This window comes from Gordonia hydrophobica NBRC 16057, assembly GCF_001592365.1.
In the GTDB taxonomy this organism is placed as follows: Bacteria; Actinomycetota; Actinomycetes; order Mycobacteriales; family Mycobacteriaceae; genus Gordonia; species Gordonia hydrophobica.
This window is the reverse complement of record NZ_BCWU01000013.1, coordinates 1-20908: the sequence shown is the minus strand read 5'-3', so window position 1 is coordinate 20908 and position 20908 is coordinate 1. Positions and strand designations below refer to the sequence as shown.

Here is a 20908-nt window from a genome sequence, read left to right as displayed (position 1 = left end):
TCCTGATCTTACCTGCGGGTCCCGACAGAAGTCGCTGGAGAATTCCGCCACAACGGTGCAGTGATGCGATGCAACGCCCACGCCACCGGGATGCTGATCGCGGTGGTGGTCGCGAACGCGGCGAGCGTGGAACCGGTGAAGACGGAGTAGCCGAGCAAGTCCATCACCAACTCGAGCACCATGACATGGACCAGGAAGAACTCGTAGGAGATCTCGCCGAACCACACCATCGGGCGACTGCCGCACAGGCGTGCCCACGGATCGTCGTCCGCGATCGTCAGCGGCGCCACCAGACCGACCGCGATCACCAGGTACAGCCCGTGCTTGACGACGGCGGCACCGGCGTCGTCGGGGACGATGGTCGCCTCGCCTGCGACGGCGCCGCCGGTGATGAGGAAGGCCACGACGGCCACGACGACACTCGGCCAGGCGGGCCACCGGGTGACCAGCCGCGCCAGCACGGCGAGGATCATGCCGCCGACGAACCAACTCGCGAACGCCGGCGGCCACAAGCGGGCCGTGAGGTCGACGCCGGCAGAACCGTGGACCGCGATCGTCCAGATCGGCGACACCAGCAGCAGCCCGCCGAGACAGACGAGCAGGAGGTCGGGCCGCCACCGGCCGCGGCAGGCGACGGCGGCGATCGGCCAGGCGACGGCGGGCAGCGCCACGTAGTACGCGACCTCGGCCGCCATGCTCCACATCTGGGTGAGCCCGGTGTGCAGATGCCCGAGCCCATAGACCTGCGTGAAGGTGAGATTGCGCAACAGTCCCGCCCAGCCCTGGCCGAAATCGGAGACGTCGTCGCGGAACAGGAAGATCACGTAGACGCCGATCACCGTGATCCAGTACGCGGGCACGATGCGGCGGACGCGATGCCACGCGTAGCGGCGCAGCGGCGGATACGCGGCGGGACGGTCGCCACGCGCGTCGTGCAGGGCACGGACCCACGGCGAGAACAACAGGTATCCGGAGAGGACGAAGAAGATCGCGACGCCGACCTCGAACCGCGACAGCAGACGCCCGAGATAGTCGTCCGTGTAGTGGCCGGTCCAGTACGCGGCGTGCGTCAGGCAGACGGCCAGCGCGGCCACGGTGCGGATGCCGGTGAGTGCGGGGACGCGGCCACCGGTGCGCACGGTCAGATCCAGCCCCGTTCATGGGCGATGCGGGCGGCCTCGGCTCGGGTCGACGCGCCGGTCTTGCCGATGGCCGACGACAGGTGGTTCCGCACCGTTCCCGCCGACAGATGCACCTGCCGAGCGACGGCGGCGACCGTCGCACCCGAGAGCGCAGCCCCGAGCACCTCGGCCTCTCGCGGAGTCAGCGGGCTGTCGCCGCTGGTCAGACTTTCGGTGGCCAGCGTCGGGTCGATGACACGGAGTCCGGCGTGGACGCGTCGGACGGCGTCCGCGAGTTCGGCCGCGGGCGTGTCCTTGACGACGAACCCGCTGGCGCCCGCGTCGACGGCGCGCCGCAGGTATCCGGGGCGGCCGAAGGTCGTGACGATCAACGACCGCACGCCCGGCAGTTCCCGCGACACCCGTCCGGCGGCGTCGATGCCGTCGGCCCCCGGCATCTCGATGTCCAGGAGGCAGACCTGCGCGCCGCTGGCCCGGGCGGCGTCGACCACCTCGTCTCCCCGCCCCACCTGCGCGACGACGCTGAGGTCGGGCTCCAGATCCAACAGTGCGGCGAGAGCCCCGCGGACCAGCGCTTGATCGTCGGCCAGCAACAGCTTGATGGTTTCCACGGGCCTCCTTGTCGTCGTTCGAAACTACCGCGTCACTACGACGACACCGTCGCGGTCACCGTCGTTCCGCGGGCGTCGGACTCCACGGCCAGCCGTCCGCCACACGCGCCGACCCGCTCCGCCAACCCGCGAAGCCCATTGCCGTAGGTCAGCAGCGGTGAGCCGTGACCGTCGTCGACGACGGCGATCCGGTCGGGCGTCAGCGTCACGTCACAGCGCGTGGCACCGCTGTGCCGCACCACGTTCGTGACCGCCTCGCGCAGCACCCACGCGAAGAGCGTCGCATTGGCGCCGACGTCCTCGTCGGGATCGGGCAGGTGCGCCTCGATGCCCGCGGCCCTCAACGCGCTCGCGGCGGAGGCGACGACGCTGGGGAGTTCGGGCGTCTGCAGGCTGCCGACCGTCGAACGCACTTCGGCCAGCGCCTCCCGCGCCAAGGCGTTGAGCTCGGCGATCTCGGTCTTGGCGCGTTCCGGGTCCAGGTCGACGAGGCGGCCCGCGAGCTCGGATTTCACCGTGATGACGGTCAACGAGTGCCCGAGGATGTCATGGACGTCGCGCGCCACCCGTTCGCGTTCGGCAACCACCGCCAGCTGCGCGTTCAGGTCGCGCTGCCGTTGCGCCGCCTGATCGCGCTCCCGCTCGCCGTCGCGCATCACCCGGGTGAAGCCCATGGTGAGACCCACGACGACCATCACCACCAGGAATCCGGTGTCGATGCCCCACCCGAAGAATTCGGGAACGAGGATCGCCGAAGCGACGATCGCCACCACTGCGGCCAGCGCGTAGCGGGTGCGCCACGGCGCGGCGAAGGCGACGGCAGCCATCACGAAGGGCGAGATCGCGAAGGCCTCGGTGTGCAGGACCGGCAGGAGCGCGACGCCGATCAGCGTCAACGCGGCGATCGCGAGATTGCGCGATGCGGCTCGGACGGGCGCGGTGAACATCGCGTGCACGCACAACAGGACGTAGACGATGATGAAGATGCCGAGCAGGGCCAGGAGGATCCCCTTCACGCCCCAGCCTGCGTCGGCGGTCACGACGCCGATGATCGGATACGCCATGAACAGCAGCCACACCGCACCGAACAGCCAGCGCCCGCCTCGCCACGGCGACGTGGTGGGGGCGGGCGCTGGGATCATGGGTTCCTCCGAGATGGCGGGCGCAGTCACTGCCTGCGCGTGCTGCGGTTGTAGAAGTAGCTTGCCGCAACCGCGAAGGCGATGGCCCAGAAGGCGGTGTTCGCGATGATCACCCACAGCGAGATCTGGGTGCCGTAGACCGTGACGCCGCCGTCGAGCGGATACCGCGCCAACGAGACGACGCCGAACATCGGGGTGAACTCCGCTATGCGGAGCATGACGCCGTTCAGCGGGACGAAGACGTTACCTGCGAACGCGAGCAGCGCCATCGCGCCGCCGAGGACCTGCATGGCGCCGTCGGACTTGAGGACGCTGCCGAGCGCGAGGCCGAGCGCGGCGAACAACGCCGACCCGAGCCAGGCCAGCAGCAGGCACGCGATCCAGATCCCGGCGGTGGCGCGAGCGCCGGACAGGAGGCCGACGACGGCCAGCAGCACTACCGGCAGCGCGCTCATGGTGAGGGCGAGTGCGACTTTGGTCGCGACGTAACCGGAGGGGCGCAGCGGCGTCATCATCAGTGTCCGAGTCCAGCCGGCCTGCTGCTCGATGGAGACGGCGGCGGCATTCGACGCGGCGGCGAGCACGGCGCCGTACAACGCCATGCCGACGAGGACGTAGAACGCGACGTTGCCGTCGCCGACCTGGTCGCTGCTGTTCTGGGTGGCGCCGAAGACCAGGTACAGCAGGGCAGGCATGGCGATGGTGAAGATCATGGCGCGCCGGTTGCGAAGGACGCGGCGGATGTCGTTGCGGAGATACACGGTGGAGACGCCTGCGGCGCTGAGAGTGGGATGCATGGTCATGGCAGTACCTTTCGAGAACTCCCGCGGATCGAGCGAGGGACGCAGTGCAGCAAGCACCGCAGCCACCGCCTCGCCGAGCGGGCCGGTCGGATCAGTGGTCGGTGGTGAGCGCCACGAAGGCGTCTTCGAGGTTGTGACTGGCGATCTCCACGTCACGGGCGCGGGTGCTGGTGAGCAGATGCCGGGCGAGGGTGTCGGAGTCGGCGAGCGACAGGTAGATCCGCCCGCCGCGGCGTTCGGTGACCTGCAGTTCGGGGAACACGCGATGCAGTCCGGGGAGGGCGTCGTCGTCGAGCACCGCGGAGACGATGCGACGGCTGGCGCGGGCGCGGATGTCGGCGGTGGAACCGTCGGCCACCACCCCGCCGTGCGCCATCATGACGATGCGGTCGGCGAACGAGTCGGCCTCTTCCAAGTAGTGCGTGGCGAACAGGACGGTCCGACCGTTCTGGGCGTCGGCGCGCATCGCCGCCCAGAACGTCCGACGGGACTCCACGTCCATGCCCGCGGTGGGCTCGTCGAGCACGATCAAGTCGGGGTCCGGGAGCAGTGCGAGCGCGAACTTCAGCCGCTGCTGCTCGCCGCCGGAGCACCGGGAGACCTTCCGGTCGCCGAGGTCGGCGATGTCAGCGCGGGCCATCACCTCGGGGATGTCGGCGGTGCGTCCGTGCATCGCGGCGATGGTCGAGACGGTCTCGGTGACGGTGAAGTCGTCGAGCAGACCGCCGGTCTGCATCACCGCGGCGATCCGGCCGGCGCGGGCCGCGGCGCGCGGCGGCATACCGAACACGGTGGCACTGCCCGAGTCCGGTGAGGTGAGACCGAGGATCATGTCGATGGTGGTGGTCTTTCCGGCGCCGTTCGGGCCGAGGAAGGCGACCACCTCACCGGGTTCCACCTGCAGGTTCAGCCCGGCGACGGCCTGGACGGTGGAGCCCTTCGAGGGGTGGAACGACTTGGTGAGATCGGTGAGTGCGATGGCCGGAACCGAGGTGATCGGAGTTGCTGCGCGGCGCCGCCGCGTCGGATCTGTCTGCGTCATGTCCATTACTTTTCCGCCGGAGCGGACCGCTCGCCCAGAGCGGATGTCACGACTTGGGCATGACGTCTGTCATGGGTGTGCGCACTCGTGACCGGCCGCTGACAGGACGCGCTCATTCCGGGACCGTCGTTGCCCAGGTCACATTACCCAGGCACAATCGAGAGGTACGGCCGAGAAATCAGGTCGGGCGCAACGGGTCGAGAGGGACGTGATGAGGGCAGGCACCACCGTGTCGTCTCAAGTTCGTCGTGCCTATGAGGAGTTCCTCGAGGGCACGATTCCAGAGGACGATTCCGTGCGCTCCCTGGTCCGCGAGTCGTGGGAACGCTCCCGCAACCGCGGCGTCAATCCGCAGGATGTGGAGCAGGGTAGCGAGACCGGCCCGATGTCCGATGCCGATTTCGACGTCTACCGCACCGGGCATCGGCTCGCGTCGGTGCGTCCACTGGTGCAGTCGCTCATGCTCGACGACATCTCCGGCACCGGTGCGGTGATCGCGATGACCGACAACCGCGGGCGACTGCTGTGGGTGGAGGGCGACACCACCGCGCGCGATGCCGCCGCCCGCATCAACTTCGTTGAAGGCTCGGTGTGGAGCGAGGACGCCGTCGGCACCAACGCACCCGGCCTGGCCCTCGCGATGAATCGGGGCGTGCAGATCATCGGCCCCGAGCACTTCAACTCCTCCGTCCAGAAATGGAACTGTGCCGCGGCCCCCGTCCACGATCCGACGTCGGGCGAACTCCTCGGCGTGATCGATGTGACCGGCGGGCCTGCCGCCGCCGCGCCGTTCGCGCTCGCCGCGGTCCGGTCGGTCGTGGCCGCGGTGGAACGCGAACTGCAGTCACGCGCCGTCGACCTCGCAGCACCGGAGACCTTCACTGCGGCATCGGGCACGCGGCTCACCGTCTTGCGCGACGGGCCTGCGCAGTGGCACGACGGCGCCGCCCCTCCCCGACCGCTGTCGCCGCGGCACGCCGAGATCCTCCTGCTGCTGCAGAGTTATCCGGAGGGACTCGGCACCGAACAACTGGCGACCATGCTCTCCGACGAGGGGCTCGGCGCGGTGACGGTGCGCGCAGAGATCTCCCGCCTGCGCCGCGATCTCGGCGATGTGGTGGCCTCGCGCCCCTATCGGCTCACCGTCGAGCTCGGCTCCGACCTCGACGACCTCCGCCAGTCCATCGCCGCGGGCGACCTCTCCGGCACCATCCGAGCGCTGGGCCGGGGCGGTCTCCTGGCCGAGTCGCTCGCCCCCGGCGTCGTCGAATTGTTCGACGAGGTGCGCGAAGATCTCCGCTCCCGGATGTTCGGCAAAGGCGACATCGCCGCGCTCAGCATCTGGGTCGCCTCGCCCCACGGCCGCGACGACATCACCGCGTGGAACGCCCTCGCTCACCGCCTTCCGGCGAGCCACCCGCAACGGGCCGTCGCCGAGGGCCGCGTCCGGCTCCTCGATCGCCGATTCGGAGTACCCCGCAGATAGCGTGTGACCGGCGCAGACAGGCCCCGCAGTTCCGATGCAACGTGACTGCAACCACGCTTACCCTAGTGTGTGATTCACCTCACCGATTGAAGTGAACTCGCAAAGGAGCGCACCATGACTGTCTTCGCCAAGCCCGGAGCCGACGGCTCGCTGATGAGCTACCAGTCCCGCTACGACAACTGGATCGGCGGCAAGTGGACCGCCCCGGTCAAGGGCCAGTACTTCGAGAACCCGTCGCCGATCGACGGCAAGACCTTCTGCGAGGTCGCCCGCTCGACCCACGAGGACATCGACCTCGCCCTCGACGCCGCCCACGCCGCCGCCCCCGCCTGGGGCAAGACCTCCGTCGCCGAGCGCGCCGCGGTACTGAACAAGATCGCCGATCGCATGGAGGAGAACCTCGAGAAGATCGCGGTCGCCGAGAGCTGGGAGAACGGCAAGGCCGTCCGCGAGACCCTCGCCGCCGACATCCCCCTCGCGATCGACCACTTCCGCTACTTCGCCGGCGCCATCCGTGCGCAAGAGGGCGGCATCTCCGAAATCGACAAGGACACCGTCGCCTACCACTTCCACGAGCCGCTGGGTGTCGTCGGCCAGATCATCCCGTGGAACTTCCCGATCCTCATGGCCACCTGGAAGCTGGCCCCCGCTCTCGCCGCGGGCAACGCGATCGTGATGAAGCCCGCCGAGCAGACCCCGGCGTCGATCCTGTACCTGATCAGCCTCATCGGCGACCTGCTCCCCGACGGCGTCCTCAACATCGTCAACGGCTTCGGCGTCGAGGCGGGCAAGCCGCTCGCGTCGAGCAACCGCATCCGCAAGATCGCGTTCACCGGTGAGACCACCACCGGCCGCCTGATCATGCAGTACGCGTCGGAGAACCTGATCCCGGTCACCCTGGAGCTCGGCGGCAAGAGCCCCAACGTCTTCTTCGAGGACGTCATGGCCAGCGACGACGGCTTCCTCGACCGCGCACTCGAAGGCTTCTCGATGTTCGCGCTCAACCAGGGCGAGGTCTGCACCTGCCCGAGCCGCGCACTGGTCCAGGGCAGCATCTACGACGAGTTCCTCGAGCGCGCCGTCGCCCGCGTCGCCGCGATCAAGCAGGGCAACCCGCTCGACACCGAAACCATGATGGGTGCGCAGGCCAGCAGCGACCAGTGGGAGAAGATCAAGTCGTACCTGGAGATCGGTAAGCAGGAGGGCGCCAAGGTGCTGACCGGCGGTGAGCCCGCCGACCTCGGCGGCGACCTCTCCGGCGGCTTCTACATCCAGCCGACCGTCTTCGACGGCACCAACAACATGCGCATCTTCCAGGAGGAGATCTTCGGACCGGTGCTGGCGACCACGTCGTTCACCGACTACGACGACGCACTCTCCATCGCCAACGACACCCTCTACGGTCTCGGTGCCGGTGTCTGGAGCCGCAACGGCGCCGTCGCCTACCGCGCCGGTCGCGACATCCAGGCCGGTCGTGTGTGGACGAACACCTACCACGACTACCCGGCGCACGCAGCGTTCGGCGGCTACAAGCAGTCCGGTGTCGGTCGCGAGAACCACCTGATGATGCTCAGCCACTACCAGCAGACCAAGAACCTGCTCGTGGGCTACGCCCAGAGCGCCAAAGGCTTCTTCTAAGCCGGCGTGCGATGACTGACCAAGGCACCGTCGCTCGCGTGGTTGCCGAAGACTCCGCCGTGGAGCTCCTGACCAAGCTGTCGGAGCTTCACGGCGGGCTCATGATCCATCAGTCGGGCGGCTGCTGCGACGGCTCCGCTCCCATGTGCTACCCGGTCGGCGAGTACCGGATCGGGCAGCGCGATGTGCTCCTCGGTGAGGTCGGACTGCCCGACCCGCTGCCTGCGGTGCGCATCTGGATCAACGGCGACCAGTACGAAGTGTGGAAGCACACGCAACTGATCCTCGACGTGGTTCCCGGCCGTGGCGCCGGGTTCTCCCTCGAAGCTCCCGAAGGCGTGCGGTTCCTGTCTCGCTCCCGGGTCTTCACCGACCAGGAGGCCAAGGTGCTCGACGCCTCGCCACCGAAGGTCGGCGCGGACTTCGACTGACCGAAAGATCTCGGCTCCCGAACCACCCTGTGAGGGCGGTTCGGGAGCCGAGATCTTTTCGCTGTGTCAGCCGGCGATCAGCACACCGCCGAGGGCGATGCCCGCGACCACGGCCGTGGTGGCTGCGGCCTGAACAAACGGGCGCCAGCCCACGCGGCGCATCACCTGCAGTCGGACACCGAGCCCAAGGGCGGACATCGCGACCGTCAGGAGGACCGTCTGTGCCACCTTGCCCGCGGAGATGATCCCGTCGGGAAGGATGCCGACCGAGCGCAGGATCGCGCAGGCGATGAACCCGATGACGAACATCGGAACGATCGGGGGACGCTTGCCCGCATCGCCGGTGAGCCGACGCTGCCGGATGCTGAGCACGGTGACGATCGGCGCCAACATCATCACGCGAGCCAGTTTCACGACCACCGCGAGGGTCAGCGCGGAGGTGCCGATCATGCCGCCCGCGGCGACCACCTGAGCCACCTCGTGGATCGAGCCGCCGGCCCACATCCCCGCGGTCTCCTCCGACAGCCCCATCGCATTCGAGGCGAGCGGGATCACCGGGATCATCAGGGTGCCGAAGAGGACGACGGTGCCGACAGCGGTGGCGGTGTCCTCCTCATCCGCCTTGGTCACGCCCTCAACACCGGCGACCGCGGCCGCGCCACAGATCGACATGCCGCAGGAGATCAACAATCGCCGCGCATAGGGGATGCCGAGAGCCTTGCCGATCAGCAGACCAGCGGTGATGCCGCCGACGACGATCGCGACGACCACCAGCAGCACGCCGAATCCGAGACCGAGAACATCACCGAGCACCAGCTGCAAGCCGAGAAGTGCGACGCCGATACGCAGCAGCACCTTGGCCGAGAACGTGACTCCAGGACCGCAGACTGCGGGAACGGGGACGAGGTTCGCGACGACCGCCGCGATGACGATCGCCAGAAGGAGCGGGCTGACGGCGGGCGCCAGGTAGTTGATGCCGGTCGCGGTGAGCGCGATGGCTCCGCAGACGGCGAGGCCGGGCGCGATGCCACCGAGCCGGCGGCGAGCCGGCGACTCGCCGTCCGAGTGGGTCCTGCGCTTCAGCGATTGGGTCATGCATCAAGGTTCGCCGCGATCACCCCCGATCAGAACCCGGACATCCGACATGGGGACATATCATTCGGATATATCCGTGCGAACCGACGTTCTGATCTGACCACAAGTGCGGACGGGGTAATCTCGCGAAGTGGACCTCCGATCGCTCGACCTCGGTGCGCTGCAGCTGCTCGTCGGCGTCGACGACCATGGCAGCCTCAGCGCGGCCGCCCGCGCACTCGGGACCGCGCAACCGAACGCGTCGCGCGCCATCGGTCGCCTGGAACGCCAACTCGGCGTCCGACTGCTCGAACGCGTGACGACCGGCTCCCGCCTGACCCCCGACGGCACCGTGTTGGTGCACTTCGCGCGCCGAATCGTCGAGAGCGGGCAGGAGATGCTGACGGTCGCGGCAGGCCTGCACGGTGACACCGCCGCCGAGATCACCGTCGACGCGTCGATGACCGTCGCCGAACATCTGATGCCGCTCTGGCTCGGCACCTTCCGTTCCGAGCACGCGGGCACCACCGTGCACCTGCGGATGCGCAACTCCACCGAGGTCTTCGAGACCGTGTCGGCCGGAACCTGCGACGTCGGCTTCGTCGAGAGCCCCACGGTGCCGCGCGGCCTGCACAGCGCGGTGGTCGCACGCGATCAACTGGTCGTGATCGTCCCACCGGGACACAAGTGGGCACGGCGCCGCCGCCCGATCGACGTCGCCGAACTCGCTGCCACACCGCTGCTGGAACGCGAACCCGGATCAGGCACCCGCACCACGCTCGAGAACGCCCTCGGCGACCTGGAACGCGCCACGCCCGTTCTCGAACTCGGCAGCAGCGCCGCCATCCGCACCGCCGTCGCAGGCGGCGTCGGTCCGGCCGTTCTCAGCACGCTCGCCGTCGCCGAGTCGGCGCGGAGCGGCGAACTGCGCGTGGTCCACGTCGACGGTCTGAACCTGCGACGTGAACTGCGCGCCGTGTGGCGGCCGCCGCGAACGCTGCAGGGTCCGGCCGCCGAACTCGTCCGAATCGCCCGCCGCTCGGCACAATAGATCCCGTGACGACACAGCCCGGGTACGACGCCCTCGCCGATCTGTACGACCGGACGTTTCCCGACCCGTTCACGACCCCGCTGGAACGTCGCGTCGTCGACGCCTTCGCCGACGCCGTCGCAGCATCGGATCATTCCGCACTCGTGATCGACGTGGGGTGCGGCACCGGCGGCGTCGCCGCTCACCTCGCCGACCGCGGACTGACGGTCCGCGGGGTGGAGCCGAGCACGGGCATGGCGGCGATCGCCCGTGACAAGTACCCGCACCTGTCGGTGAGCCACGGCGACGCGGCGCTGAACGGACTCGATCTCGGCGCAGTGCGCGGGATCGTCGCCCGCTTCAGTCTGATTCACGTGCCGCCGGCGCGAGTCCGCGAGATCCTCGCCGAGTGGGCGAACCGCCTGCCGATCGGCGCGACGCTGCTCGTCGCCGCGCAATCGTCCGACGAGCCCGGCGTCCACGAGTTCGACCACACTGTCGCGAAGGCGTGGCGCTGGCATCCGCAGGCCCTCGCCGAGGCCGTGACGACAGCGGGTTTCCAGGAACTCTGGCGGACCGTCAGTCGACCGGACGCCGACCACCGTTTTCCCGAGGTGCATCTGGTGGCGCGCCGATGAGCAACGATCCGCTCGTCCCACCCGCGCGCCCGTCGGTCTCGGCTCTGCTGCTGGGACGCCCGTCGGTGCGCGGGCGGTGGGCGCCCGCGATGCGCGCCGGACTCGCGTTTCTGATCCCCGCCTTGATCCTGCTGGCCTGCGACGCACGGAGCAATGCGGTGCTCGCCGCACTCGGCAGTTTCGCCGTGCTGTTCGGCGAACGCCGCCCCTATCGCATCCGCTGGAAGACCATCTCGACCGCGGGTGTGCTGCTGATCCTCGTCGTCGCCGTCTTCGGTCTCCTCGGGCACTGGGTGGGCCCCGACGCCTCCGTGCCGCGCGAACTGGTGTCGGTCGCCGCGTTGGGCGCGCTGGCCGCCGTCGGCGTGTTCGTCGTCAACGCCCTGCGCCTCGGCCCGCCCGGTCCGTTCTTCCTGGTCCTGGCCGGCGGCGTCGCCGTCCTCGTCGGACGCGCCGGGCTCTCCGTCGGGCTCCTGGTGATCTACACCGCCGCAGGTGCGGTGGCCTCGCTCGTCGTCAGCATAGCCCCCGCGCTGTGGCGCCCGCGCGGGCCGGAGACCGCCATCACCGAGGCCGCGCTGGCGGAGATCGAACAGTTCCTCGCCGACAATCGCGAGCCGTCGCGCAGGCACGGTGTCGCCGCGTCGACGCTGACCGCGTGGTCGGTGCTGCACGACGCCTCGCAGACCGACAGCGAACTCGCGCACCGACTGTGGCGGTCGCACAATCAGGTGCACGACGCCGCGTCGGACGAGTTCATCGCTCCGTTGCCGCGCCCCGGCATCGGCTATCGGTTGCGGTCCGCCGCGCGACTCGACAGCCATCCGGCGGTCACCGCGATGCGCGCGACGATCGCCGCACTCCTGGCAGGCGGCATCTCCGTGGTCGCGGGCCTGGGTCGGCCCGACTGGGCGATCCTCGGCGCGGTGCTGGTTCTCCAGATGGGCCCGGACCGAGTCCGCGGTGCGGTGCGCGGAGCGCAGCGGGTGGTGGGCACGTTCATCGGGCTCGCGATCTTCGCCGTCCTGCACGCGCTCGATCTGCACACCGTCGCGTTGATCATCGTGCTCGCCGTGCTGAACGTCATGATCGAGCTGACGGTGACGACCAACTATGCGCTGGCGGTCACCTTCATCACGCCCCTCGCACTCCTGATGGGCGCCCCGGACCGTCCGCTGCTCGAGCAGATGGGATCCCGCGCCGCCGAGACCGTGCTGGGGGTGGGATTGGCGGTCGCGATGGCATCGCTGATGTTCGCCCGGATCCACCGTCGCACGCTCCGTGCCGCGGACGACGCGGCGCGCACCGCCTGCGTCGAGGTGCTGCAGACCGCGGCCGATCAGGTGCCGTCCACGCCGACGATGCGTGCTCGACGCCGCGATCTGCAGTGGCAGCTGCTGGAGTCCGAGCTCGCCGCCACCGACAGCGCGAACGACGAGCCCGCCTGGGCGCGTGACTACTGGCCTCGCCATGCCGCGGTCCGAGCCGTCGGCTATGACACGTTGTCCGCCTGCTGGCGGGCTGGACCGGACACGCTGGTCCGCGGCGAGGCGCTCGCCGAACTCTCGTCGCGGGTGAGTGCGACGGACGGCTGAACCCGCGCTCTCGGTACCACCCGACACAACCCGGCGGCCAGGACGCAGAGTGCGGCCGCGGTGAAGAATGCCGGGTCGCGACCCAGTCCGTAGAACAGGATGAACACCCAGATGCCCGGCGTCGTGTCCGCACTGAGGAGCAACGGCAGTACCGCAAGCGCGATGCCGCGGCCGACGTAGTAGATCACGAGCAACCAACTGTCTTACTGCAGTCGGTTCGCGATCCAAAAGTCCTTCATTGGAATGGGGTTTCGGTGGTCGTCGAATTCCCTTAGCGCAGCTCTGTAGGCAGTGTCTTCGGGAGTACCGGCCTCCACCCAGGTATGCCCCACGGGGAGCTTGAAGTGCCGCACCGCTACGAACCAGCAGAATAGTCGGACGGTCCGCCCGTTGAAATCCTTGAATGGATGGACGTGCGGCGGCTCGTGGTAGCCGACTGCGACTCGTTCAGAACGCCAGACCCCCGCGAGCCCCGGCATGACTGGTTCGACAAACCGACGGTGCAATTCGCGCAGCAAATCCACCGAAAGCGGCTGGTCATCGAAGCTACCATCCAAAACTTCGTCCAACGTCACACGGTACGGGTCAGCGATCAGATCATTGAGCCGGTCATACGTAACTTCGCCCTGAAGCGTGTCGAACGTGCGCGTCGATTCCGGTTCAGTCACTGCGAACTCAAGATCATGCGCTTAGTCGCGCACGAACCTCCCACGCTTCCGAGACAGGTTGCCCTTCCATGCGCATGTTGCCGACGACTTCACTGACCACACGCTGTCGTAGCTGTCGAACCTGCTCATCATCACTGAGGCTGCGCCAAGCAGCGATACGTTGCAGCAATTCAGTGGTCATGGCAGCTCCTCTCGATGAGCATTGTCTACTGCCCAAAAGACTACCCCGGCACGATCGTTCACCTCAAAGAGTGCAGAGACTGCCTGGCACTCCATCTCTGAGTGCCACCCTCAGTCACTGCTTCTGAGACACGCACCAGCTAATACCCGGCACCCGGAGTCACGACGGCGAGCAACTCCTCCCCCGCCTCGAATCGTCGGATGTTCTCTGCGAGGAACGGCGCCATCTCGCGGGTCAGACCGGACGCCGGGTTCGCGACGTGCGGCGTGATGATGACGTTCGGCAGCGACCACAGCGGATCGTCGAGCGGCAGCGGTTCCGGATCGGTCACGTCGAGCGCCGCACCCGCGATCGTGCCGTCGACCAGCGCGCGATGCAGTGCAGTCTGATCGATCAGCGGGCCGCGCGCCACGTTCACGATCCAGGTGTGCGGATGCAGTTTCGCGAGAGTGTCGCTGTTGATGAGGTGCTGCGTCTCTGCGGTGGCGGGAGCCGCCAGGACCACGTGATCGGCGAGCGCCCACACCTCGTCGGTGCGATCGGCGGGCAAGGTCTGATCTGCACCGGGAACACTGCGCCCGCTCCGATTCACCGCGATCACCCGCGCGCCGCACGCAGTCAGCAGCGGCGTCAACTCGCGGCCGATCCCACCTGCGCCGACGATTGCGACGGTCGCACCGCGCAGGGTCCGGACCGCGGGGTCGATCCGCTCTTTGGCCCAGTGGTCGAGCACTGCGGTGTTGATCTGCCGCAGGCCCGCCAAGAGCAGAGCGAGGGCGTGTTCGGCGACGCCCGCCGCATAGAACCCGGAAGCGTTGGTCCACAGCCGACGGTCGTCGAAGACTCCGGCGGCGACGAACTTCTCGATGCCCGCCGTCGCGAGCGCCACCCAGCGGACCGTGTCGGGCAGCGGTGGAAAACCGGCCGGCCCGCCGATCCAGACCAACGCATCCGCATCGGCCGTCGGAACGACGACGCTCCCCGCATTCGTCACCGCCTCGACAAGGGCGTCGTCCGGCATGGGTTCGATCGCGATCTTCACTGCGCCTCCTAAGCTGTCCGATCCCCAGGCTAGTGCCGCCACCACCCGTGAAACACTGTCTCCAACATTCGGTTCAAGAGGAACGGGCAGTTCATGAGCATCACCGAGATCGCCGGGTACCGAGTCATGAGGCAGCTCGGCGCAGGCGGCATGGGTCAGGTGTTCCTGGTGGAGCACCCCCGTCTGCCGCGTCGCGATGCACTGAAGCTGCTCGATACGGGCGTGTCTCGCAACGACGACTTCAAGGCCCGGTTCCAACGAGAGGCCGACCTGCTGGCACAGCTGTCGCACCCGAACATCGTCACCCTGTACGACCGTGGCGAGTACGACGACCGACTGTGGATAACGATGGAGTTCGTCGAGGGAACCGATGCCGGGCAACTCGTCGAGTCGAACGGACCGCTGCCGTTGCCGCTGGCACTCACGCTCGTTGAGGGCGCCGGATCCGCGCTCGACCACGCGTGGCGCAAACAGCAGATCACGCACCGTGACGTGAAGCCCGCGAACCTCTTGGTCACGCTCGACACGAGTGCCGACGAGCCCGTCGTCGAAGCGGTGAAGTTGGCCGATTTCGGGATCGCCAAGGCCGCCGAGGAGGCCACCTCGCTGACGTCGACCGGAGTGACTGTCGGGACCATGGCGTACATCAGCCCGGAGGCGATCGAGGGCGACGTCGTCGACAACCGGTCGGACATCTACTCGCTCGGCTGCACCGCCTTTCACCTCATCACTGGCCAGGCGCCGTTTATCGGGAAGTCGATGACGTCACTGATGTCCGGGCATCTGAACCACCCGGCGCCCGCCGTCTCGCAGGTCTTGCCGTCACTGCCCGCTGCGTTGGATCCGGTATTCGCTCGAGTCCTCGCCAAGAACCCAGACGACCGCTATCAGACCTGCGCCGAATTCGTCTCCGCACTGTCGGACGCGATGAACGGCGTCGCGCCCGCCTCGTTCTCGTATGCGCAGACGCTGAAGGCGCCGACGCAGCAACGAGCGAAAGAACCTCGCTCTCACCGCACGCTGTGGCTCTCGTTGCTGACGGCCGCCTGTGTCTTCGGCGCGATCGCGATCGCCGGCAGCGTGGTCTACCTCTCCGGCAAGAACGATTCGGCCGTGCCGGTTGCGGCCTCGTCGACTCCGCAGCGGACCACCACGATCACGCGGACGACAACCAGTCCCACTCCGACACCCACGGAGGCAGTGGAGGCGGAGGTAGTGGAGACCACCCCGACCGAGGAGCCTGTCACTGCGACGGTTCCGACCACGCCGGAACCGTACGAAGGCCAGCCGTGCGGGCCCGATCAGTTCAACCAGCACAATTCGTCGGGCACGCTCTACTGCAGTGCGATGAACGGCGCATGGACTGATCTCACCCATCAATCTCGTCCTGCGGTCGAACGCGGGTCCGCATGCAGTGAACCCGGTGCGCGGGCGCGGATCGCTCAGACCGACAGCATCGCGACCTGCCAGGCCGATTCCGATGGATCGCTGGTCTGGCGCGACTACTGAGAGCCCTACCGTCTCCCGCGCCGCGCGCCCTTGCCGAAGTTCTTGCCCGGAACCTTGCCCGCGGCCTCCCGGTTGGCGCGCTTCGCCGCCGCCTTCTCCTTTGCGGTCCGCTTCGGCTGCTGCTGATCGCGACCGCGGGATGAGCCCGCGCGCCGACCGCGGACGATCCCGACGAACTCGTCGGCCAGGTCGGTGGTGGGCGACGGCCACAGCAGGACCACGCGGCTGGTCGGGGCATCGCGCAGCGGCCGGTAGACCAGATCGCGGCGATGATGCAAACGTGCGAGCGACTGCGGCACGGCCACCAGGCCCATGCCTGCGGCGACGAGTTCGACGGCGGCGGCGACCGTCTCGGGACGATGCTCCAGAACGGTGCCGGGCGGCATCGCCCAGTCGAGGACGTCGTCGAGGGGCAGGAGAAACTTCTCGTCGGCGAGGTCGTCGACGCTGAGGTCGTCGGCGAGCGTGAGGTAGTGATCCTTCGGGACGACGACCACCGTCGTCTCCTCGTACAACTCGATCACGTGGTGCGGCCCGGGATCGCCCAGGTCGAGCGCTCGCGGCATCCGGGTGACGACCGCGTCGGCACCGCGGTTCCGCACGAGCACAGCGCTGTCGGCGACGGAGCACGACGTGAGGTCGAGGCGGATGTCGGTGAAGCGTTCCTCCCACTTCCGGACCCATTTCGCGGGCATGACGCCGGGGACGTAGGCCAGCCGGAAGCGCGTGGGCTCGGCGGGGTGCTCGGGAGCCGTCGGCTGGGAATCGGAGGACATCGGGTCAGCGTATCGGTCAGGCACGACCGACGAAGGCGAGGAGCCGGTCGGCGGCGGCCGCCTCGGACCCAGTCGGCATCACCGGACCGATGTGGCCGAGGTCCCGCATCTGATCCACCACCTCCGCCGCTTCGCGCAGCAGGAAGTCGGTCAGCTCGTCGCCGGGACGCCACGGCGTCCCCAACGCGTCCGCGAGGTCCTTGCTGTGGACGGTCAACTCCAGGATCCGCAGCACCATCAGCTCGGCTCCGCTGCGCTTGCCCGCGCGGTGGTCGACCAGCCTCGACAGGTCGACGCGTTCAGCGGACTCCCGCAACCGATGCTCGTGTTCCCAGAACGTTCCGATCGGATCGTCGCCAACGTAATCGAGGCCGCGGGTGGCCGCCGTGTCCTCGGCACTGCCGCCGTCGAGCAGAATCCGATACCGTTCGCCGCCGCCTGCGACGTGGTCGACGAGTTCCCGGATCGTCCAGTCTCCGCATCCGCTGGGAACGTCGAGGTCGACGGGAGAGTCATCGTCGAGCGACTCCAGCCCCGACACCCACAGCGACTCGGCCTCGCCGAGCAGTTCCTCCGCCGCCATCGCCTGCACCGTCTGCGCCGATGTCCGCATCTGCACGCCGATGAGGCCGAGGTCGGCGACCCGCTCTGCGGTGGCCTGCGACGTCGCATCCGTGACGAGCACGGTGCGGTAGTCCAGTTCGGAGGCCTCGGTGAGACTCGCCCGCGGGCAGTTCGGCAGATTGCATCCGACGACGACCACGGTGGTGACGTCGTGATCGCCGAGGAGTGAGTCGAGCGGCGTGCGGAAGAACGCCGACCACCGCGGCTTATAGAGGATGAACTCGGTGTCGCCGATCTCCTGGACGGCACCGAAACGCAGCGAGTCCCAGTCGTACTCGACGTCGCCGGGCAGCAGCTCGATCGGGATCTCGGCGCCTGGAGTTCCCGGCGCGACGACGGCGTCGCCCGCTTCGATCGCAGTCCGCCGCAACAGGTCGACGTCGCTCTCACCGGGCCGGTACGACCGCACCACGTGGACGATCGGACGACCGAGCCTGCGGAATTCGGCGGCGGTGTCGGCGATCGCCGGGATCACCTCGCGGGTCCCGGCGACCGCTGCGGGACCACCGACGAAGTCGTTCTGCACGTCGATGATCAGCAATGCCGCGTTGGCCCAGTCCGGGACCAGATAGTCGACCACGACACCGATGGTCGCACAGGCGTCGATCCGGCGTCAGTCCTGTTTCGGCAGGGCGACGTTCTGCAGGCGCAGTTGACCTCGCGCGAGGTCCTTGCCGGTGCCCTCGTCAGTGATCTCGACCAGCCACAGTTGCTGGGTGCGACCCTGAATGATCGGCTCGGCGACCACCCGCGCCCGGCAGCCGGTCGAGGCGCGCAGGAAATCGGTGGAATTGTTCAGTCCGACGGCGAACTGACCGCGATCGGCGACGGCGAGGCTGCCTGCGATGCTGCCCGCCGTCTCGACGATCGTCGCGTACACGCCGCCGTGCACGACGCCCCACGGCGTGAAGTGACGTTCGTTCAGGTCGATGTACCCGGTGAGGGCCGTGCCCGTGGCCTCGGTGATCTCGAATCCCAGCGTCGCCAGGAACTCGCTCTCGGTTTTGGGAATGCTCGCAGTGTCGGCCATGGTCCGTCTCCTCGTGGTCTCTGGTCAGTCCTACTGACTTCTAATTCAAAAGTTAGATGGTCGACTCGCTGACTGTCAATACAGAAGTCAGATACGATCAGGCCATGGATTGGCTCGCCTACGACACCGACAACTGCTCGGTCCAGCGCACCATCGAGGTGATCGGCGACCGCTGGAGCGGCATCGTGCTGCGCGAGATCTTCAACGGCGTCCGCCGATTCGACCAGATCAAAGAGCACACCGGTGTCTCCGACTCCGTGCTCTCGGATCGACTGCGCAAGCTGGTCGCACACGGGATTCTCGTCTCCCGCGAGTATCAGGAGCCGGGGAGTCGCCGGCGCAAGGAGTACCGGCTCACCGACGCGGGTCTGGACCTGCAACCGATCTTCGTCTCCATGCTGCGCTGGGGCGACGCGCATCGCCCCAGCGCAGACGGCCCGGCCATCGAGATACACCACCGGGGCTGCGGCGCGCCGGTCCGCGCGGCCGTCGTGTGCGACGAGGGGCACGTCGTGCAGCAGCGCGACGTGCGCGCCAGTCCTGGCCCGGGTGCGAGACTGCGCTGAACCAGGCCGCACCACTTCCCGCCGAGTCGCACCACTTGTGGCTCCCGCACTTGGTCGCGACGAAGAGCGGGAACTGGAAGTGGTGCGAGACGACGAGAAGTGGTGCGGCAGCGCCTACTCGCCCAGCCGCGGCGGCGCGGACCGGTAGGTCGGCGGCGTCGCGGAGAGCCGGATCGGATTGGCGACGGTCGCGACCGGGCCGTCGCGGCGCGGGTCGTCGATCTGCGCGACCGGGTTCAAACCCAGTCGCTCCGCCAGCGCGAACGCCTCACCGATGTCGTTGACCGGACCGCACGGGACGCCCACGGCCGTGAGTCTGGCGAACCAGCCATCCGCGGTGTCTGCGGCGAGCAGTTCGGTCAACGTGCTCAGCAGCACCTCCCGGTTGGCCACTCGTTCGGTGTTCGTCGCGAAACGCGGATCGTCCGCCAATTCGGCGGCCCCGAGCTCGGCGACGAGCGAACCGAACTGGCGGTCGTTGCCGACGGCCAGGGCGAGGTCGCGGTCGGCGGTGGGCACCAGTTCGTACGGCGCGATGCTGGGGTGCCGGTTGCCCATCGCCCGCGGCACCACGCCTGCGCCGACGTACCCGGACGCCTGGTTCGCGAGAGCCGACAGCAGCGACGACAGCAGGTTCACCTCGACCCGTTGCCCCTCTCCCGTCCGGTCACGGTGGCGCAGCGCGGCCAGGATCCCCAGGCCGGCATGCAGGCCGGTGACGATGTCGACCAACGCCACTCCGACCTTGGTCGGCTCATCGGGCGACGATCCGGTGATGCTCATCAACCCGCCGACGGCCTGCACCAGGAGGTCGTATCCCGGAAGGTCGTTGTGTCCGCCGAACCCGGTGATCGAGCAGTAGACCACGCCGGGGTTCGCGGCGGCGATGTCGTCGTACCCGAGTCCGAGCCGATCCATCGTGCCGGGCAGAAAGTTCTCGACCACTACGTCGGCGCGGGAGGCGAGGGCGCGAGCCTGAACCAGATCGTCGGCGTCCCGCAGATCCCAGGCCACCGAGTCCTTGTTGCGGTTCACCGCTTGGAAGTAGGTGGCCTGGTCACCGGCGAACGGCGGCCCCCACGACCGCGTGTCGTCGCCCATGCCGGGCCGCTCGATCTTGATCACCTCGGCGCCGAGGTCGGCGAGCAGCATGGTCGCATACGGGCCGGCGAGCACTCGACCGAAGTCGGCGATCACCAGCCCCTCGAGGGCGCCGCTCACCGGAAGGCGGATTCGCCGGTCAGCGCACGGCCGATCTGCAACTGGTGAACCTCCGACGTGCCCTCATATGTCAGAACAGACTCGAGGTTGTTGGCGTGCCGGATGACCGGGTACTCCAATGTGATGCCGTTGGCACCGAGAATCGTGCGGCACTCACGAGCGATCTTGATCGCCTCACGCGTGTTGTTCAGCTTGCCCAAACTCACCTGAGCCGGCTCCACCTCACCGGCATCCTTACGACGGCCGAGCTGGTATGCCAGCAGGTGACCCTTGCCCACCTCCAACGCCATATCGGCCAGCTTGGCCTGCGTCAGCTGATACGACGCCAACGGCTTATCGAACACCAACCGCGTCGCCGCATAATCCACCGCCGTCTCCAAACAATCACGCGCCGCACCGATCGCACCGAAGATGATGCCGAACCGCGCCTCGTTCAAACAGCTCAACGGCCCCCGCAGCCCCGCCGCCTTCGGCAGCATCGCCGACTCCGGCAACCGCAAATCCTGCAACACCAACTCCGAGGTCACCGACGCCCGCAACGACATCTTGGCGTGAATCTCCGGCGCCGAGAACCCCGGCGTATCCGTCGGCACGACGAACCCGCGAATCCCGCGCGCCCCCTCCTCCAGATCGGTGTTGGCCCACACCACCGCCACATC

22 protein-coding genes and 1 pseudogene are annotated in these 20908 nt (G+C 68.2%); 8 read left to right on the top strand and 15 right to left on the bottom strand.

The window, feature by feature from the left end:
• Positions 1-8 precede the first annotated feature (8 nt).
• The 5 genes from GH2_RS18165 to GH2_RS18145 form a co-directional block, all read right to left on the bottom strand.
• Positions 9-1139: an acyltransferase family protein gene (locus GH2_RS18165; protein WP_066171419.1), complete on the bottom strand. Its 1131-nt coding sequence runs from the start codon at positions 1137-1139 to the stop codon at positions 9-11.
• A gap of 2 nt (positions 1140-1141) precedes the next feature.
• Complete coding sequence (locus GH2_RS18160) at positions 1142-1753, bottom strand: response regulator transcription factor (RefSeq protein WP_066171416.1); 612 nt, start codon at positions 1751-1753, stop codon at positions 1142-1144.
• A 35-nt stretch (positions 1754-1788) separates the two neighbouring features.
• Entirely contained in the window at positions 1789-2895 is a 1107-nt protein-coding gene (locus GH2_RS18155) for a sensor histidine kinase (RefSeq protein WP_066171413.1), read from the bottom strand.
• A gap of 26 nt (positions 2896-2921) precedes the next feature.
• Positions 2922-3698 (bottom strand): ABC transporter permease, encoded by a 777-nt coding sequence (locus GH2_RS18150; RefSeq protein ID WP_066171409.1) that lies wholly within the window; start codon positions 3696-3698, stop codon positions 2922-2924.
• 91 nt (positions 3699-3789) lie between these two features.
• Positions 3790-4740 carry an ABC transporter ATP-binding protein gene (locus tag GH2_RS18145; RefSeq protein ID WP_066171674.1) on the bottom strand — a complete coding sequence of 317 codons (951 nt, stop codon included), beginning with the start codon at positions 4738-4740 and terminating at the stop codon, positions 3790-3792.
• A gap of 211 nt (positions 4741-4951) precedes the next feature.
• On the opposite strand from GH2_RS18145, the gene GH2_RS18140 reads away from it, so the two are divergent.
• The 3 genes from GH2_RS18140 to GH2_RS18130 all read left to right on the top strand — a co-directional run bounded on the left by GH2_RS18140 (position 4952) and on the right by GH2_RS18130 (position 8295).
• On the top strand, positions 4952-6226 hold the full coding sequence (locus tag GH2_RS18140; RefSeq protein ID WP_066171406.1) for a sigma-54-dependent transcriptional regulator family protein: 1275 nt from the start codon (positions 4952-4954) through the stop codon (positions 6224-6226).
• Positions 6227-6340: 114 nt separating this feature from the next.
• On the top strand, positions 6341-7864 hold the full coding sequence (gene exaC, locus GH2_RS18135) for an acetaldehyde dehydrogenase ExaC (protein ID WP_066171403.1): 1524 nt from the start codon (positions 6341-6343) through the stop codon (positions 7862-7864).
• Between the two features lie 11 nt (positions 7865-7875).
• On the top strand, positions 7876-8295 hold the full coding sequence (locus tag GH2_RS18130; protein WP_066171400.1) for a DUF779 domain-containing protein: 420 nt from the start codon (positions 7876-7878) through the stop codon (positions 8293-8295).
• Between the two features lie 66 nt (positions 8296-8361).
• Here the strand turns inward: GH2_RS18130 and GH2_RS18125 are convergent, their stop codons facing one another.
• Positions 8362-9390, bottom strand: coding sequence for a YeiH family protein (locus GH2_RS18125; protein WP_066171397.1), 1029 nt, complete (start codon positions 9388-9390; stop codon positions 8362-8364).
• Positions 9391-9520: 130 nt separating this feature from the next.
• On the opposite strand from GH2_RS18125, the gene GH2_RS18120 reads away from it, so the two are divergent.
• From GH2_RS18120 to GH2_RS18110, 3 genes are read left to right on the top strand one after another with little or no spacing between them, the layout of a single operon-like run.
• A complete protein-coding gene (locus tag GH2_RS18120) occupies positions 9521-10420 on the top strand; it encodes a LysR family transcriptional regulator (RefSeq protein ID WP_066171394.1) in 900 nt (299 codons plus the stop codon).
• 5 nt (positions 10421-10425) lie between these two features.
• Positions 10426-11037: a class I SAM-dependent methyltransferase gene (locus tag GH2_RS18115; protein WP_066171391.1), complete on the top strand. Its 612-nt coding sequence runs from the start codon at positions 10426-10428 to the stop codon at positions 11035-11037.
• Positions 11034-12632, top strand: coding sequence for an FUSC family protein (locus GH2_RS18110; RefSeq protein WP_066171388.1), 1599 nt, complete (start codon positions 11034-11036; stop codon positions 12630-12632). Before GH2_RS18115 ends, GH2_RS18110 begins: the two co-directional genes overlap by 4 nt.
• Positions 12633-12835: 203 nt before the next feature.
• Here the strand turns inward: GH2_RS18110 and GH2_RS18105 are convergent, their stop codons facing one another.
• The 3 genes from GH2_RS18105 to GH2_RS18100 form a co-directional block, all read right to left on the bottom strand.
• Positions 12836-13300 (bottom strand): Fic family protein, encoded by a 465-nt coding sequence (locus tag GH2_RS18105; RefSeq protein ID WP_066171385.1) that lies wholly within the window; start codon positions 13298-13300, stop codon positions 12836-12838.
• A 13-nt stretch (positions 13301-13313) separates the two neighbouring features.
• Entirely contained in the window at positions 13314-13481 is a 168-nt protein-coding gene (locus GH2_RS21695) for a hypothetical protein (protein ID WP_157086142.1), read from the bottom strand.
• A gap of 139 nt (positions 13482-13620) precedes the next feature.
• Positions 13621-14502, bottom strand: a complete 882-nt coding sequence (locus GH2_RS18100; protein WP_066171672.1) for a D-isomer specific 2-hydroxyacid dehydrogenase family protein — start codon at positions 14500-14502, stop codon at positions 13621-13623.
• 114 nt (positions 14503-14616) lie between these two features.
• On the opposite strand from GH2_RS18100, the gene GH2_RS18095 reads away from it, so the two are divergent.
• Entirely contained in the window at positions 14617-16032 is a 1416-nt protein-coding gene (locus GH2_RS18095) for a serine/threonine-protein kinase (protein ID WP_066171382.1), read from the top strand.
• A 5-nt stretch (positions 16033-16037) separates the two neighbouring features.
• On the opposite strand, the gene GH2_RS18090 is transcribed toward GH2_RS18095, so the two are convergent.
• From GH2_RS18090 to GH2_RS18080, 4 genes and pseudogenes are all read right to left on the bottom strand, one after another.
• Positions 16038-16808, bottom strand: coding sequence for a substrate-binding domain-containing protein (locus GH2_RS18090; protein WP_066171379.1), 771 nt, complete (start codon positions 16806-16808; stop codon positions 16038-16040).
• Positions 16809-16824: 16 nt separating this feature from the next.
• Entirely contained in the window at positions 16825-17391 is a 567-nt protein-coding gene (locus GH2_RS22050) for a TIGR03086 family metal-binding protein (protein WP_239588957.1), read from the bottom strand.
• Between the two features lie 27 nt (positions 17392-17418).
• A pseudogene (locus GH2_RS22045) lies at positions 17419-18012 on the bottom strand (cysteine hydrolase family protein); the annotation flags it as partial.
• 33 nt (positions 18013-18045) lie between these two features.
• Positions 18046-18462, bottom strand: a complete 417-nt coding sequence (locus tag GH2_RS18080) for a PaaI family thioesterase (RefSeq protein WP_066171373.1) — start codon at positions 18460-18462, stop codon at positions 18046-18048.
• 104 nt (positions 18463-18566) lie between these two features.
• Between GH2_RS18080 and GH2_RS18075 the strand changes: the two genes are divergently transcribed.
• Entirely contained in the window at positions 18567-19028 is a 462-nt protein-coding gene (locus tag GH2_RS18075; RefSeq protein WP_066171669.1) for a winged helix-turn-helix transcriptional regulator, read from the top strand.
• Positions 19029-19142: 114 nt separating this feature from the next.
• On the opposite strand, the gene GH2_RS18070 is transcribed toward GH2_RS18075, so the two are convergent.
• Positions 19143-20249, bottom strand: coding sequence for a CaiB/BaiF CoA transferase family protein (locus GH2_RS18070; protein ID WP_066171370.1), 1107 nt, complete (start codon positions 20247-20249; stop codon positions 19143-19145).
• The coding region (locus tag GH2_RS18065; protein WP_280513293.1) for an acyl-CoA dehydrogenase family protein at positions 20246-20908 on the bottom strand (663 nt) is incomplete at its 5' end. The genes GH2_RS18070 and GH2_RS18065, both read right to left, overlap by 4 nt.